The organism is Serratia sp. 14-2641, from assembly GCF_001692375.1.
Classification (GTDB): domain Bacteria; phylum Pseudomonadota; class Gammaproteobacteria; order Enterobacterales; family Enterobacteriaceae; genus Chania; species Chania fonticola_C.
The window spans coordinates 38,444-52,131 of the sequence record NZ_LXKR01000031.1 but is presented as its reverse complement, the minus strand read 5'-3'; the positions used below and the strand labels follow the sequence as shown (position 1 = coordinate 52,131).

13 protein-coding genes are annotated in these 13,688 nt (G+C 56.1%); 8 read left to right on the top strand and 5 right to left on the bottom strand.

The window, feature by feature from the left end; genetic code table 11:
* Positions 1-390 precede the first annotated feature (390 nt).
* From rpoH to ftsY, 4 genes are all read right to left on the bottom strand, one after another.
* Positions 391-1,248 (bottom strand): RNA polymerase sigma factor RpoH, encoded by an 858-nt coding sequence (gene rpoH, locus A6U95_RS13775; protein ID WP_021181503.1) that lies wholly within the window; start codon positions 1,246-1,248, stop codon positions 391-393.
* A gap of 315 nt (positions 1,249-1,563) precedes the next feature.
* Complete coding sequence (ftsX, locus tag A6U95_RS13770) at positions 1,564-2,517, bottom strand: permease-like cell division protein FtsX (RefSeq protein WP_024484638.1); 954 nt, start codon at positions 2,515-2,517, stop codon at positions 1,564-1,566.
* Positions 2,507-3,178, bottom strand: coding sequence for a cell division ATP-binding protein FtsE (ftsE, locus tag A6U95_RS13765; RefSeq protein WP_021181505.1), 672 nt, complete (start codon positions 3,176-3,178; stop codon positions 2,507-2,509). The genes ftsX and ftsE overlap by 11 nt, the downstream gene beginning before the upstream one ends.
* A gap of 5 nt (positions 3,179-3,183) precedes the next feature.
* Entirely contained in the window at positions 3,184-4,779 is a 1,596-nt protein-coding gene (gene ftsY / locus A6U95_RS13760) for a signal recognition particle-docking protein FtsY (RefSeq protein ID WP_065684887.1), read from the bottom strand.
* Between the two features lie 228 nt (positions 4,780-5,007).
* Here ftsY and rsmD point away from each other — a divergent pair, with 228 nt between their 5' ends.
* The 3 genes from rsmD to A6U95_RS13745 all read left to right on the top strand — a co-directional run bounded on the left by rsmD (position 5,008) and on the right by A6U95_RS13745 (position 6,566).
* Positions 5,008-5,631, top strand: a complete 624-nt coding sequence (gene rsmD, locus A6U95_RS13755) for a 16S rRNA (guanine(966)-N(2))-methyltransferase (RefSeq protein ID WP_065684886.1) — start codon at positions 5,008-5,010, stop codon at positions 5,629-5,631.
* Positions 5,621-5,893 (top strand): DUF1145 family protein, encoded by a 273-nt coding sequence (locus tag A6U95_RS13750; protein WP_021181508.1) that lies wholly within the window; start codon positions 5,621-5,623, stop codon positions 5,891-5,893. Before rsmD ends, A6U95_RS13750 begins: the two co-directional genes overlap by 11 nt.
* Before the next feature lie 67 nt (positions 5,894-5,960).
* Positions 5,961-6,566, top strand: coding sequence for a hypothetical protein (locus tag A6U95_RS13745; protein ID WP_241810655.1), 606 nt, complete (start codon positions 5,961-5,963; stop codon positions 6,564-6,566).
* 5 nt (positions 6,567-6,571) lie between these two features.
* On the opposite strand, the gene A6U95_RS13740 is transcribed toward A6U95_RS13745, so the two are convergent.
* Positions 6,572-6,931, bottom strand: a complete 360-nt coding sequence (locus tag A6U95_RS13740; protein ID WP_021181509.1) for a DUF2500 domain-containing protein — start codon at positions 6,929-6,931, stop codon at positions 6,572-6,574.
* Positions 6,932-7,095: 164 nt separating this feature from the next.
* Here A6U95_RS13740 and A6U95_RS13735 point away from each other — a divergent pair, with 164 nt between their 5' ends.
* The 5 genes from A6U95_RS13735 to A6U95_RS13715 all read left to right on the top strand — a co-directional run bounded on the left by A6U95_RS13735 (position 7,096) and on the right by A6U95_RS13715 (position 13,686).
* Complete coding sequence (locus tag A6U95_RS13735; RefSeq protein ID WP_021181510.1) at positions 7,096-7,722, top strand: lysoplasmalogenase; 627 nt, start codon at positions 7,096-7,098, stop codon at positions 7,720-7,722.
* A gap of 141 nt (positions 7,723-7,863) precedes the next feature.
* Positions 7,864-10,200 (top strand): zinc/cadmium/mercury/lead-transporting ATPase, encoded by a 2,337-nt coding sequence (locus A6U95_RS13730; protein ID WP_065684884.1) that lies wholly within the window; start codon positions 7,864-7,866, stop codon positions 10,198-10,200.
* A gap of 323 nt (positions 10,201-10,523) precedes the next feature.
* The gene (locus tag A6U95_RS13725) at positions 10,524-11,441 is read left to right on the top strand and encodes a hypothetical protein (RefSeq protein ID WP_241810656.1); all 918 of its coding nucleotides are present in this window, start codon (positions 10,524-10,526) and stop codon (positions 11,439-11,441) included.
* A complete protein-coding gene (locus A6U95_RS13720; RefSeq protein ID WP_065684882.1) occupies positions 11,441-12,577 on the top strand; it encodes a BamA/TamA family outer membrane protein in 1,137 nt (378 codons plus the stop codon). Before A6U95_RS13725 ends, A6U95_RS13720 begins: the two co-directional genes overlap by 1 nt.
* On the top strand, positions 12,577-13,686 hold the full coding sequence (locus A6U95_RS13715) for a DUF4056 domain-containing protein (protein ID WP_065684881.1): 1,110 nt from the start codon (positions 12,577-12,579) through the stop codon (positions 13,684-13,686). Before A6U95_RS13720 ends, A6U95_RS13715 begins: the two co-directional genes overlap by 1 nt.
* Positions 13,687-13,688 lie beyond the last annotated feature (2 nt).

The window sequence follows — 13,688 nt, the reverse complement described above, 5'->3', positions numbered from 1 at the left end:
TACGTAATGACATGGCAGATCTCTCATTCCACGGCATAAGCAGCTCCACTCAGAAGTACTCATACCTATGTTGTAAGTGTCTACCATGTCCCCGAACAAGTGTTCATGATGTCCTCGGTCTGTACATCCCGAAGGGAGAGGGGACCATCCGCGTCCTAAGTTATCCCCTGCATCCAACTGCGGCTTCGGGCTAGATCCCTCTCTCCCAAACAAGTGTTTATAACGCCCTCAGGCATACAGTGGGAGAGGGCTAGGGTGAAGGGTAATAATGCTAAGCGAACGCAGCATGCAGCCCACCTAACTATGTAGCGAGCAGGTAAGTAAGCCGTGTGATAAAAACAGAAAAGCCCGGCAAGCCGGGCTTTTCGAGCGTTAAGCGCTATATCGGTATCAGGCTTCGATCGCCATCTTCAGTTTCTTCATGGCGTTCTTTTCAAGCTGACGCACACGCTCAGCAGAGACGCCGTACTGATCGGCCAGCTCTTGCAGGGTGGACTTGTTGTCGTCGTCCAACCAGCGGGCGCGGATGATATGCTGGCTACGCTCGTCCAGACCTTCCAGCGCGTAGGCCAGTTTGTCTGCGGCGTTGCTTTCCCAGTTATCTTCTTCGATCCCTTCGGCAAAGTCCGAGCTTTTATCTTGCAGATAGAGCATTGGGGCCATGGCATGACCGTCACGCCCTTCGTCTTCCGGCGTTGGGTCAAAGGTCATGTCCTGTGCCGCCATGCGCGACTCCATCTCACGCACGTCTTTGCTGGTGACACCCAGCTCGCGCGCGACCAGCTCCACTTCATCCTGGTTGAACCAGCCCAAACGCTGCTTGGTTTTACGCAGGTTGAAGAACAGCTTGCGCTGTGCCTTGGTGGTCGCCACTTTGACGATACGCCAGTTGCGCAGTACGTACTCGTGAATTTCTGCCTTGATCCAATGCACTGCAAAGGACACCAGACGTACGCCAACCTCTGGGTTGAAGCGACGCACGGCCTTCATCAGGCCGATATTACCTTCCTGGATAAGATCTGCCACCGGCAAACCGTACCCTGAATAGTTACGGGCAATATGAGCGACAAAGCGCAGGTGAGACAGGATGAGCTGCTTAGCTGCTTCCAGATCGCCCTGATAATGCAGCCGTTCAGCCAGTTCCCGCTCTTCCTCTGCCGTCAGCATCGGATAGGTGTTGGCTGCCCGCAGGTAGGCTTCCAAGCTGCCCTGTGGGACTAAGGCTAAAGTGCGCATTTCTTTGGTCATTCAAAACCCTCTCTTGATAAAACTGGTCATGCAGGTGATTTCACGGCGGGGGAGTTAGTGATCTTACGGCAGTTGCTGTTGCAAAAGCGGTTCCACACGCCGGGCACCTAAACATTTGCTGCAGATTTGGACCGTGCTCAACCCCAAAAGTTCACCGTTTTTCACACACAGTGCACACGACAATACGTCATGCAAGCTCAGGTTGATTGGGAATTTGTGCGTTTGAGAAGAGATCGGAGATGTTGAGGTCTGGCAACTCTTCTCCCGCAGCACGGCAACCGGGCCGCAGCAGGAGAAGAGTATACCAAAAATTCACTATTGTGGTGTAAATCGGCGTAAATGTTGCACGGTGGCCAACCAGGCGGCAATCCAGCCAATCATCGCCGAGATCAGCAGCAGCAACAGCGCCTCATCCCAACCCAGGCCGTGCAGGGTAAAGGTGGTGCCAAATACCTTCGCCACGTTGGTCACTACCGACTCCAGCTTCCACACCAGCGCGCCAGACAGAACCAGCGACAACAGCGCGCCAAAGAAGCCGAGCATTGCACCACCATTAAGGAACGGCCGCAGGATAAAGCCGTCGGTAGCACCGATCAGCTTCATCACGTTGATGGTATCGCGACGGCTGAAGATGCTCAGACGCACGCTGTTACCAATTACCAGGAACACCGCCACCACCATCAGTATGCCGATCATCAAGGCCACCTGGCCCACCAACCCGGTCAGCGCCGCCAGGCGGGCAAACCAGCTGTCGTCCATCCTGACTTCATCCACACCCTGCACCGCCGCCACGCGATCGCGCAGGGTGGTGAGCGTATCGGAACTCTGGAAACTCATCTGCGGCGTAACGATCGCCACGGCTGGCAGCGGGTTTTCTTCCAGCATATCCAGCGCGCCACCAAAACCAGACCAGTTGCGGAACTCGCCCCGCGCCTCTTCACGCGACAGGTAGTTCACCTTCTCCACCCCGGCCTCGGCCTTGATGGCATCCAGCACTTTGACCGCCGCGTCATCGTCGAGGGATTTATCCAGATACACCGTCAGCTGTGGCGTTGGGTACCACTGTGTCGCCGCGGTACTGACGTTCTTCCAAACGATGTAGCAAACGCTCGGCAGCGTCAGGGAGATGGCGATGACCATGACGGTCAGCAGCGTTGCCAGCGGTTGGCGCAGCATATCGGCAATGGCGTTCATCCAGGCGTAGCGCCACTGTTCACGCCAGCCACCGCGCAGTGCCTTGCTCTTGGCGGTTTTTGCATTATTCGCCATGCTGTGCACCCCCTACCATACGGCCCTGGCTCAGCGTCAGGATGCGGTAATTGCGCCGGGCGATCAGCCCGGTGTCGTGGGTTGCCATCAGCACCGTCACCCCAACGCGGTTAAATTCTTCAAACAGGCGCAGGATCCCTTCCGACAGGGCGTCGTCCAGGTTACCGGTCGGTTCGTCTGCCAACAGTACCGCTGGCTTGTTCACCACCGCGCGGGCAATGCCAACGCGTTGCTGCTCACCACCGGAAAGCTGAATAGGGAAGTTCTTCGCTTTATCCAGCAGCCCAACCTTGTCCAGCGCAGCCGAAACGCGGCGACGGATATCTTCGGTACTGGCTCCGGCGATGACCAGCGGCATTGCCACGTTGTCATACACCGTACGATCCAGCAGCAGATGGTGATCCTGGAAAATCATGCCGATCTGGCGGCGCAGGAAAGGCACCTCGCGGTTTTTCAACCGGCTGATGTCATGCCCGCCAAACCAGATATGACCGGCGCTTGGCCGCTCAATCCCACAAATCAGTTTCAGCAGGGTACTTTTCCCCGCGCCGGAATGGCCGGTCAGAAACGCCATCTCCGCCGGACGCAGATGAAAATCTACCCCCTGCAGGGCTTGCCGTCCGCCCAGATAAGCTTTACTGACCTGTTCAAAGCGAATCATCCGTATCAATCCTCTCGGGCAAAAAGTGCCTCAATAAAGTCATCAGCCTTAAACGGCCGCAAATCTTCGATGCCTTCACCAACGCCGATGTAACGGATCGGGATAGTAAACTGATCGGCGATGGAGAAGATCACCCCGCCTTTGGCGGTACCGTCCAGTTTAGTCAGCGTTATGCCGGTCAGGCCCACGGCTTCATTAAATAATTTTGCCTGGTTAACCGCATTTTGTCCGGTGCTGGCATCCAGAGTCAGCATAACCTCATGAGGGGCCTGCTCGTCCAGTTTTTTCATCACCCGCACGATCTTCTTCAGCTCTTCCATCAGGTGAGCCTTGTTCTGCAGGCGACCGGCGGTGTCGGCGATCAGCACATCAATATTGCGGGCTTTAGCCGCCTGCACCGCGTCGAAGATCACCGAAGCAGAGTCGGCACCGGTATGCTGAGCGATGACCGGAATGCGGTTACGTTCGCCCCAGACCTGCAACTGCTCAACCGCGGCGGCGCGGAAAGTGTCGCCTGCGGCCAGCATCACCGATTTACCTTCAGCCTGGAACTGACGCGCCAGCTTGCCGATGGTGGTAGTTTTACCCACGCCGTTGACGCCAACCATCAGGATCACGAACGGCGTTTTGCCGCCGACATCCAGTGGCTGATCCACCTTGGCGAGAATTTCCGCCATCTCTTCTTTCAGTTTGCCATACAGCGATTCGGCGTCTTTCAGCTGCTTACGGCTGGCGTGCAGAGTAAGAGACTCAATGATTTTACGAGTGGTTTCTACGCCAACGTCGGCGATTAACAGCTGTTCTTCCAGCTCTTCGAAGAGATCGTCGTCGATCTTCTTGCCGCGGAACAGGCCGATAAAACCGGAGCCAAGGTTCTGCTTGGTTTTCAGCAGGCTGCGTTTAAGACGGGCGAAGAAGCCTTCTTTGCTAGGACGCTCTTGCTCTTGCGTTACCGCCGGAGCCAGCAGTTCAGGCTGTTCAGGTTCCCGTTCTGGCTCGATAACCTCATCAATCAGCTCTGGCTCAGGCTCGATAATCTCAACAGGCACTTCGATAACCGCTTCAATTACCTCTGGTTCAGGTTCAATAATCTCGGCAGGCGCCTCGATAACCGCTTCAACCAGCTCTGGCTCAGGTTCGATAATCTCAGCAGGCGCCTCGATAACCGCTTCAATCACCTCTGGCTCAGGCTCGATAATCTCGGCAGGCGCTTCGATAACCGCTTCAATCACCTCTGGCTCAGGTTCAATAATCTCGGCAGGCGCTTCAATCAGCTCGGATTCTTCTACTTGCGCCTCAGGCTGTTGCGCTACGGTAACTTCTTCGATCGCCACCGGCTCAGCGTGGTGTTCATCTAGCGGCAGGATATTTTCGGTGATAGGCTCGCCGCTAAGGCTGCTATCCCACTCCCCTGGGGTATCTTTGGTGGCGGCTGGAGCAGATTCCTGGGTAGGAAGCTTATCGTCCAGTTTGGGGGCAGCCGGGGTTTCTGCGGCCTGCTGTTCCGCCTGTTCTACGGCAGATTCAGGTTGTTGCTGCTCTTCTTCCTTCTGGCCGAAGCCCAGCCAGGAGAAAAACCCACGTTTTTTATCTTTTGCCATGTTCTGACCCTACTCCGTACCAATGGCTTGCAAATGCGAAAAATTAATTCGCCGAGTCTATCACTTTCCCTGGCACAGCAACACGCATCGGCAATGCTTTCATAGAGGTAGTTTTACTGCCCCCCCTGCCTGTACTGCGCCCCATCGCCTCCGGGCTGCAACTTATTAACGATTGGGTATAGAATAGCGGTAACTTTTCGTTAACCCCGCAACTGATTAAGACTCTTTATGGCAAAACAACCACCGCGCGGCGCGCTCAAAAAGCCGCAGACGGCCTCCGCTGGCCAGATCCGCATCATCGGCGGCCAATGGCGCGGGCGCAAACTGCCGGTGCCCAACAGCGAAGGGCTGCGACCAACCACCGACCGCGTACGCGAAACCTTGTTCAACTGGTTAGCCCCGGTGATCCGCGGCGCTCGCTGTCTGGACTGCTTCGCAGGTAGCGGTGCGTTGGGGTTGGAAGCGCTGTCGCGCTATGCCGAAAGCGCCACGCTGCTGGAATACGAACGGCCAGTAGCCCAGCAGCTGGGGAAAAACCTGGCGCTGTTGCAAGGCAATGGCAACGTCGTTAATACCAACGCGTTGACCTGGTTGGCAGGCAACGGGCAACCTTTTGACGTGGTGTTTCTCGATCCCCCGTTCCGCAAAGGGCTGCTGGCCGAAACCATCACGCTGTTGGAACAACAGGGCTGGTTAGCGAACGAGGCCTGGATTTACGTTGAGGCCGAAGCCGAAAGCGCCGCCACCGATGTTCCTGCGACCTGGACACTACACCGCGAGAAGGTCGCCGGCCAGGTAGCCTATCGCCTTTACCTCCGTACCCTTGAAGAGAAAACCGAACATGCTGATTAATCTGGGCCGTCTGCTGATGCTGTGCGTGTGGGGCTTTCTGCTCACCAACCTGTTTCACCCGTACCCCAAGCCGTTGACCTACTTCATCAACGTAGCCTTGTTCTTTATGGTGGTGATGCACGGGCTACAGCTGGTGCTACTGAAATCCACCCAGCCGAAAGATCAGCCCATCAGCCGCTGGCTGGAAACCAAGATCTTTATTTTTGGCGTGTTTGAGCTGTTGGACTGGCAGAAAAAGCAGCCGCCGCTGAAGAAAAAATAGCCTTTTAGCGGGCGCAGCCTACCGCGCCCCGTTGCTAGCCGGGAATTCCTTTAAACCTAAGGAACGGATGATGGCATTATTGGGATTCGTTAATGAACAGGAGTGTCGGCGCTGGCAAGGCGCGCCCCCTTATCTTCCCGCCTTCAGCTTTTATGAGAAACATCAGTCTCATCCCATTGATGCCTCGCCTGAAGCCATTATCCAGGCGGTGCTCGCTCTGGATATGGAGGAAGATCCCTTCATCCGACGCTTGCTGATGCTGCGTCAATTGCCCGGCAGGTTACGCCAACGCTACTTCGGCACCAGGCAAACTCCCCCGGCAGCCTTTGGTTTCGACACCTTTACCCTGCTGCAGCAAAATAGCCATGACGTTTCTTTTGGATTGGCTGGTCGATTCTGGCGGCCGGAATTGGGCGTGCACAAGCTGGAAAGTGCCGACGAGTTTCACCATTTTACCGATCCCGCGGCCGCCAAGCTGGTGCTGCGTTTTATGGTCATACAAGACAACGCTGGACATACCCGGCTGCGAACAGAAACCTTCGTCTGGTGCCCTACGCCACGGGTCAAAGCGCTATTTGCCTGCTACTGGGCGCTTATTCGGCCTGCTAGCGGCTGGATAAGACGCCGTACTCTGCTCTCAGTGCAACGCAAGCTGTCAGCAACCAGCAATTAACGCCCCTACGATTTCTGCGCCGTGAAGGAGATAAAGCGGGTTCCCTGCAGGCTCAGCGTACCCTGCGCGCCTTTATCTATCTGATTATATTGCTGCTGCGGCAACGGTATTTTGATCTCGCTGCCGCCCGTCAACGGACGGAAGTACACTTCGTAACGCATATCTTCCACCACGATGTTTTCCCGCTGCCGCGAACGACGATTCGGCGAGGGGAACTCCCGCTTGGCACTGACTTCCACCTGCAATGTACGCACCGGCTGGCGGTCATTATCCGCATCCTGGCGGCGTTTGTTGAGGTATTGGCGGGTCGCCAGCACCGCAATCAGCGCGATCACGGCAACAAAGAACAACGGTGGCTTACTCATTGACGGTTTTCCTTTTTTTACCCGGCGAATTTCATTCATGCCTAAAACCGCGTAAACATAGCATTCAGAAGAAAGCATTGTCGAACCCACGCGCGCTGCTTACACTGAGAAAGTGACAACCTGGGGTTGGTTATCCCGGCTCCTATCATAAATAAGGAAGACATATGAGTTGGCCGTTCCTTGCCGTATTTTTTTCCGGTTGGTTGTTCGTTGATGCCTCCTATCGCGGCCCGCGCTGGCAGCGCTGGGTGTTTAAACCGGTCACCTTGCTGCTGTTGCTGTTATTGGCCTGGCAGGCTCCGGTATTGGGCCCCGCGGGTTACCTGATCGTTTTGGGCCTGTTGGCAACGCTGGCGGGTGATGCCTTGCTGCTGTTGCCGCGTGAGCGGGTGCTGTACGCCATCGGGGCTTTCTTCCTCTCACACCTGCTTTATACCCTGAGCTTTGCCAGCCAGATGACCTTCAGCCTGTTCTGGCCCTTGCCGCTGGTGCTGCTGGTGATTGGCGCGCTACTGCTGGCCATCATCTGGAGCCGGTTGGAAGAAATGCGCTGGCCAATCGCCACACTGGTTGCCATGACGCTGCTGATGGTGTGGCTGGCGGGGGAACAATATTTCCTGCGCAGTACCGACTTTGGCTTCTCATTGCTGGCGGGTACCTCGCTGCTGCTGTTGGCGAATATCGTCTGGCTGCTGAACCGCTACCGCTTTACCTTCCGCGCGGCAGATGCCGTGGTTGCCTTCTGCTACTTCTCCGGGCATTTCCTCATCGTCCGCTCGTTATATCTGTAATGGCAGGCTACGGGTTCGGGCAACCGGATCCGTAGCACCCCTGCAATTAACAATAATTCTCATATCGCGCTTGACTCTGGAGTCAGCTCCAAGGTGTAGAGTGCTTGTTGAGATGATATTGGATTGCCTGAAGGGGGCGCTATGCAGACTCATAAACCACATAATCACCAAGAGCATCAGCATCAAGAACATAATCACGATCACAGCTGCGGCTGTAGTCATGACCACGCCAAAACCCAGCATGGCTGTAGCAGTGAAAAAACCCCGGTGGGAGCAACCGCTGCCCATGACCATCAAGCGGCCCACGAGCACGGTGCCAGCTGTTGCAGTAGCGATGGCCCCGAAGACCCGGATGAGGAAAGCGACAGACTGGCTGCCGTTCCCCCTTCCGGCAGCCAGCGTTTCAGTTGGAAAGTCACCGGCATGGATTGCCCGAGCTGTGCCAAGAAAATCGAAAATGCCGTAACGTCGATCCCCGGCGTCGACAGCGCTCGCGTGCTGTTTGCCACGGAAAAACTGGTGGTGGATGCCCAATCCGACGTCAGCGTGCGGATCCAGGACGCGGTAAAACAGGCTGGCTTTACCCTGCTGGGGACTACCCCGGCGGCAATTGGCGATGAACCGAAAGCCTCGCGGTTTGGTGAGTACGGCCCCCTGCTGCTGCTCTCCGCGCTGATGGTGCTCAGTTGGGTTCTCGATTTCTTCAACCCACGTCTGGGTGAAATTGCCTTTATCGCTACCACCTTGGTCGGCTTGGTGCCGATTGCCAGCAAAGCCGTGCGCCTGATCCGTTCAGGCACACCGTTTGCCATAGAAACCCTGATGAGCGTTGCCGCCATCGGTGCGTTGTTTATCGGTGCCACCGCCGAAGCGGCCATGGTGCTGTTGCTGTTTATGGTGGGGGAACTGCTGGAATCCTACGCGGCCAATCGTGCACGCCGTGGCGTGAAAGCATTGATGGAATTGGTGCCGGAAGATGCTCTGCTTATCCAGGGCAGCGTACGTAAACGCGTACCGGTGGCCAGCCTGCGCCCCGGTGACGTGATAGAGATCGCGCCCGGTGGCCGCTTGCCTGCCGATGCCGAGTTGCTAAACCCATTCGCCAGCTTTGACGAAAGCGCTTTAACCGGTGAATCCGTGCCGGTAGAACGCCAACAAGGTCAGAAAGTGGCCGCTGGCAGCCTGTCCGTCGATCAGGCTGCGCAGATGAAAGTCACTTCCGAGCCAGGCAAAAATGCCATCGACCGTATCCTGCAACTGATTGAAGAGGCCGAAGAGCGCCGCGCACCAATTGAGCGCTTCCTCGATCGCTTCAGCCGTTACTACACTCCGGCGATCATGCTGCTGGCCGTGGCGGTGATCCTGGTGCCACCGCTGCTGTTTGCCGAACCTTGGGAGATGTGGATCTACCGGGGTCTGACCTTGCTGCTGATTGGTTGTCCTTGTGCCTTGGTCATCTCTACACCAGCGGCCATCACCTCTGGTCTTGCGGCGGCTACACGCCGGGGCGCACTGATTAAAGGCGGTGCAGCGTTGGAACAGTTGGGCCAAGTGCAAACCATCGCGTTCGACAAAACCGGCACGCTGACCGAAGGCAAACCGACTGTGACCGACGTGCTGCCTGTAGACGGGCTTAGCGAGCAGCAACTGCTGGCCATCGCAGCAGCAGTCGAGACGGGCTCACACCACCCCTTGGCGCAAGCTATCGTCAACCGCGCAGCACAAAACGGGGATGCGTTGCCACTGGCCGAGAACCGCCGTGCGTTGGCGGGTATTGGGGTTGAGGGGAAGGTTGACGGTAAAACTATCCTGATCAGCGCACCGGGCAAGTTGACGGAAAATCAGTTGAGCAGCGAATGGCGCAGCCAGGTAGAGAAGCTGGAAACAGCGGGTAAAACCGCAGTGGTGGTGTTAGAGGACGGGCAGCCTATCGGTTTGCTGGCGTTGCGTGACACCTTGCGTAGCGACGCTAAACAGGCGATTGCCGAGTTGGCGCAGTTAGGCGTTCGTGGCGTGATGCTCACCGGTGATAACCCGCGCGCTGCGGCCGCTATTGCCAATGAATTGGGGATCGATTACCGCGCCGGGTTAATGCCGGAAGACAAAGTGAACGCAGTAACCGAGCTGAGCAAGTTGCAACCTACCGCCATGATCGGCGATGGTATCAACGATGCCCCGGCGATGAAGGCCGCCAGCATTGGCATTGCGATGGGGAGCGGTACCGACGTGGCATTGGAAACGGCCGATGCCGCGCTGACGCACAACCGGTTGACCGGCGTTGCCGAGATGATCCGCATCTCCCGCGCTACACACGCCAATATTCGCCAGAACATTACCATTGCGCTTGGGCTGAAAGCGATTTTCCTGGTCACCACCCTGCTGGGGATGACTGGCCTGTGGCTAGCCGTATTGGCAGACTCTGGGGCAACCGCGCTGGTGACCGCCAACGCCTTACGGCTGTTGAAAAAACGTCAGTAATACCATTCTATCGTCAGGGCGCAACCCACTGTGCCCTGACGCCCTTACCTGAAAAATAGCACGACCAAGACGCACTTAATGCCCCTATAAGTCACAGGACTTTAATATACTCTCCAAGCACCTTTACACTACATACCTATAAATTCTATGAATTTATCAGGGTAATGGTCGAGTTAATGAAACCACTGCATTCTTATAACATCCTGAATCTGATCGTTATTACCTTCATTCCTTCCCTGGCTCTGGCGCAACAGCCTGATGCCGCCGCTACCGCACAACTCATTGATGAAGCAAAACGTCCACCATTTACCCAAGGTGCGGCGATGCCAACCGTCCAACACAACGCACCAACGACAGCGCCTCAGCCAGAACATCGTATGTTGCCAATTTGGGGGGATGAGGCTCGAGCCCGCGGCTATGAGCTGCCAGAGCCATTCGGTATTGGCGTCAACTACATGAACATGCGGCAGAATATCAATGTCGACAGTATTAATTTTTCCGGACTAGGCTTGGGATCGCTCGCCATTCCGTCGGATTTGTTCAACATCGGCGTTGGCAAAACCCGCGAACAGAGCAAAACGGAAACCATGCGTCTGGACACTTGGCTGCTCCCATTCCTCAACGTTTACGGCATTGTTGGCCATACCAAAGGCAGCTCGTTGTCTCAGGTCTCTGTGGACGCCGATCCCAGTAAATACAAAGGATTGGATCGTATCATCGCGTCTGCCGTGCACAGTCTGAACCAAAGCGGGCAACTGCGCGATCTGGACTTCAAGCTCGATTTCAAAGGCACCACTTACGGCGCAGGTGTCACGCTAGCCGGGGGCTATGAGAACTGGTTCACTACGCTCGATACCAACTATACCCGTACCAGCTTCAATATCCTTGACGGACAAATTTCCGCGCTGACGGTGACACCCCGTGTCGGCTACCGCTTCCAGGTGCCCGGTATCCAAGGCCAAAGCAATCTGAACCTGTGGGTCGGCAGCATGTACCAGGATGTGCAGCAGGAGTTCAGAGGCAGCCTGTCTGATTTGCAGATGCCCGCAGCGCTTCAGCCCCTGATCGCCATCGCCAATCAGAAAGGAGAAGGCCGTTTCGACGTGAAGCAGCATCTGCAATCACCTTGGAATGTGCTGCTGGGTGCACAATATGAGATCACGCGGCATTTCAACCTGTTGACCGAATTTGGCTTTAGCCAACGCAACAGCTTTATGGTCTCGGGTGAATATCGCTTCTGATGGCGATGCCGCTCCGCTACCTGACGTTGCCCCTGCTCGCTCTGCTGTCCTGTGCCCATGCCGCTTTGCTGTCACGTCAGCAAGTTGATGGGATGCTAGCCCCTCTGGGTTCAGACAATCATTTCGACAGCAGTAAAACCATCGATTGGGGTGTGTTGCCCGGCCCGTTTTATACCCCAGAACTCGGTCTTGGCATCGGCACCGCTGTCGTGGGCATGTACCGGCCAGACAGCCTTGATAGCGTCAGCCAAAATTCGACGCTGGCGCTAAAAGGCTTTTTCAGCAGTACCGGTGCCTTCGGCGTTGGCTTTGAAAACTACAGCTTTTTCGCTAACGACCAATGGCGCTTCTTTGCCAGCGGCTCCCTCAATAATATGCCCACCTATTTCTGGGGCACCGGTTATCAAGCCGGGCGTCACGACGGCAATAAGGAAAAATACACCCAGCAATCGTTCCAGATAGCGCCACAGCTGCTGTATCGTATTACCAATGCCACCTACGCGGGAGCTGGCTGGGATTTTTCTTCGACGCACGCCAGCGATCCCGACAGGGGAGATAGCAGCCTGTTCAAAGCTCAAGCAGCTGGCACCTCATCGATCAGTTCAGGGATCAGTGGCTCGTTAAGCTACGATACGCGTGATTTCGTTTCTAATGCCAGCCGTGGCCAGTTTCTCAGCCTGAGCGACACCTATTTCGCGCCAGAATTGGGCGGCGATAGCCGCTTCAATACCCTTGAAGGCCAATACAACGCCTATTACAGTCTGAGTGAGAAGAGCGTATTGGCACTCGATGTCTACAGCCGTCTGACCACTGGCGATGTCCCCTGGGACAGGTTGTCTGAACTGGGCGACGACAAACGGATGCGGGGCTATTACCAAGGACGTTATCGCGACAGGAATACGTTCAGCGGCCAGGTTGAATATCGCCGCAAATTGAACTGGCGGCACGGTTATGTTCTCTGGGCTGGAGCCGGAACCCTAAACCGCAAAACCGGTGATCTGGGCCAAGGGCCTTGGTTGCCGACGGTGGGGGTTGGCTACCGTTTTGAATTCAAACCGCGGATGAACGTACGGCTCGATTTTGGGGTCGGGCGTGAAAGCAGCGGGTTTTATTTTCAGGTAGGAGAAGCTTTTTAATGCGTTTTGTTGCGCTGATATTTTTGCTGCTTAGCCCCTTACTGCCCGCCAAGGCCCTGGAAACGCTGATCACCTCGCAACCTACCCGTGAGAGCCCTCTTGCCTGGCCGGTGACTGAGCCACTCTCGCCACCGAATGGTTTGCGCCCTTGCTGTGCCTTTGGCTATAACCTCAAAGTACAGGCGTTAGGCATCCCGGTGCCGTTTTATCAATTGGGTAACGTCGTAGACGCCGATCGGCTTGGCGCACATCACTATAATGACAGCGCTTTCAATGCCGTCGGCAACTTGATGGGGTTGGGCAGTGAGCAATTGGGGTTGGTCTACACCTATCGTGGGGGATTTATCGACATCGCTCACGTTCGTGATACCGCCGACAACACCCTGTTCCTGTTCAGCCAGCTGTTGCCTAAGCTGGGCCAGCAATGGACACTCGATCTTGGCCCGGAATTAGCAAAGCGTCGTATACAGCTGAACGCCTTCACCCCACCGCAAGAGGCTGCTCAGCGCTATACGTTAGCGGCTTACTTGGCCGGGGAGCTCGCCTTCCAGATGGCGGCATGGCATGAAGTGGCACAGTGGTACGGCTACCAATCGGTGCCCGGATTTCCTGAAGAGATTTCTGCATTTACGCCAGAGGATTTGTATTCCAACCTGCTAGGGGCAAGGTTGGCGATCGACGCTATCTTGCAAGGGCGCGCGATATCCGTTGCCAGTTACAACAGCGCAATGGAGACGCTGCTACCCGAGGCATTGCACCAGCTTGGCGCAGTTTCGATTGCCGAAACCCAGCGGCAGTTTGACGGCATTGACGGCGACTGGTGGGACAGCCACCGCCGAGTACCGGAGAAATTTTTAGTCTTAAAACGGGATTACACCACCAGCAACAATCGTCTGCCCAATCAACCCCCCTTCGAGTATGCCGCTCCGCAACGCCTGACGTTGCCGCTACAGATTGAGGGATTAACGCTGGCGAAACTGGCGGAGCTGCAACTCTGGCCTGGGGATTCCATGCACAACTTGCCAGCCCCGGCGCATTATTATCGCCCGGAGGATTTTAGTGGGTTGGCGTTACACGCGAGCGTACAGGACGCACTGCAGAAACGTTAAGC

What these genes read in the sequence shown, in the direction of transcription:
- A6U95_RS13720 (WP_065684882.1), top strand. Translation starts at nt 11,441, where the DNA reads ATGGCGATGCCGCTCCGCTACCTGACGTTGCCCCTGCTCGCTCTGCTG.
- A6U95_RS13745 (WP_241810655.1), top strand. Translation starts at nt 5,961, where the DNA reads ATGATGGCATTATTGGGATTCGTTAATGAACAGGAGTGTCGGCGCTGG.
- ftsX (WP_024484638.1), bottom strand. Translation starts at nt 2,517, where the DNA reads ATGGCGAATAATGCAAAAACCGCCAAGAGCAAGGCACTGCGCGGTGGC.
- rsmD (WP_065684886.1), top strand. Translation starts at nt 5,008, where the DNA reads ATGGCAAAACAACCACCGCGCGGCGCGCTCAAAAAGCCGCAGACGGCC.
- A6U95_RS13750 (WP_021181508.1), top strand. Translation starts at nt 5,621, where the DNA reads ATGCTGATTAATCTGGGCCGTCTGCTGATGCTGTGCGTGTGGGGCTTT.
- A6U95_RS13735 (WP_021181510.1), top strand. Translation starts at nt 7,096, where the DNA reads ATGAGTTGGCCGTTCCTTGCCGTATTTTTTTCCGGTTGGTTGTTCGTT.
- rpoH (WP_021181503.1), bottom strand. Translation starts at nt 1,248, where the DNA reads ATGACCAAAGAAATGCGCACTTTAGCCTTAGTCCCACAGGGCAGCTTG.
- A6U95_RS13715 (WP_065684881.1), top strand. Translation starts at nt 12,577, where the DNA reads ATGCGTTTTGTTGCGCTGATATTTTTGCTGCTTAGCCCCTTACTGCCC.
- ftsY (WP_065684887.1), bottom strand. Translation starts at nt 4,779, where the DNA reads ATGGCAAAAGATAAAAAACGTGGGTTTTTCTCCTGGCTGGGCTTCGGC.
- A6U95_RS13730 (WP_065684884.1), top strand. Translation starts at nt 7,864, where the DNA reads ATGCAGACTCATAAACCACATAATCACCAAGAGCATCAGCATCAAGAA.
- A6U95_RS13725 (WP_241810656.1), top strand. Translation starts at nt 10,524, where the DNA reads ATGCCAACCGTCCAACACAACGCACCAACGACAGCGCCTCAGCCAGAA.
- A6U95_RS13740 (WP_021181509.1), bottom strand. Translation starts at nt 6,931, where the DNA reads ATGAGTAAGCCACCGTTGTTCTTTGTTGCCGTGATCGCGCTGATTGCG.
- ftsE (WP_021181505.1), bottom strand. Translation starts at nt 3,178, where the DNA reads ATGATTCGCTTTGAACAGGTCAGTAAAGCTTATCTGGGCGGACGGCAA.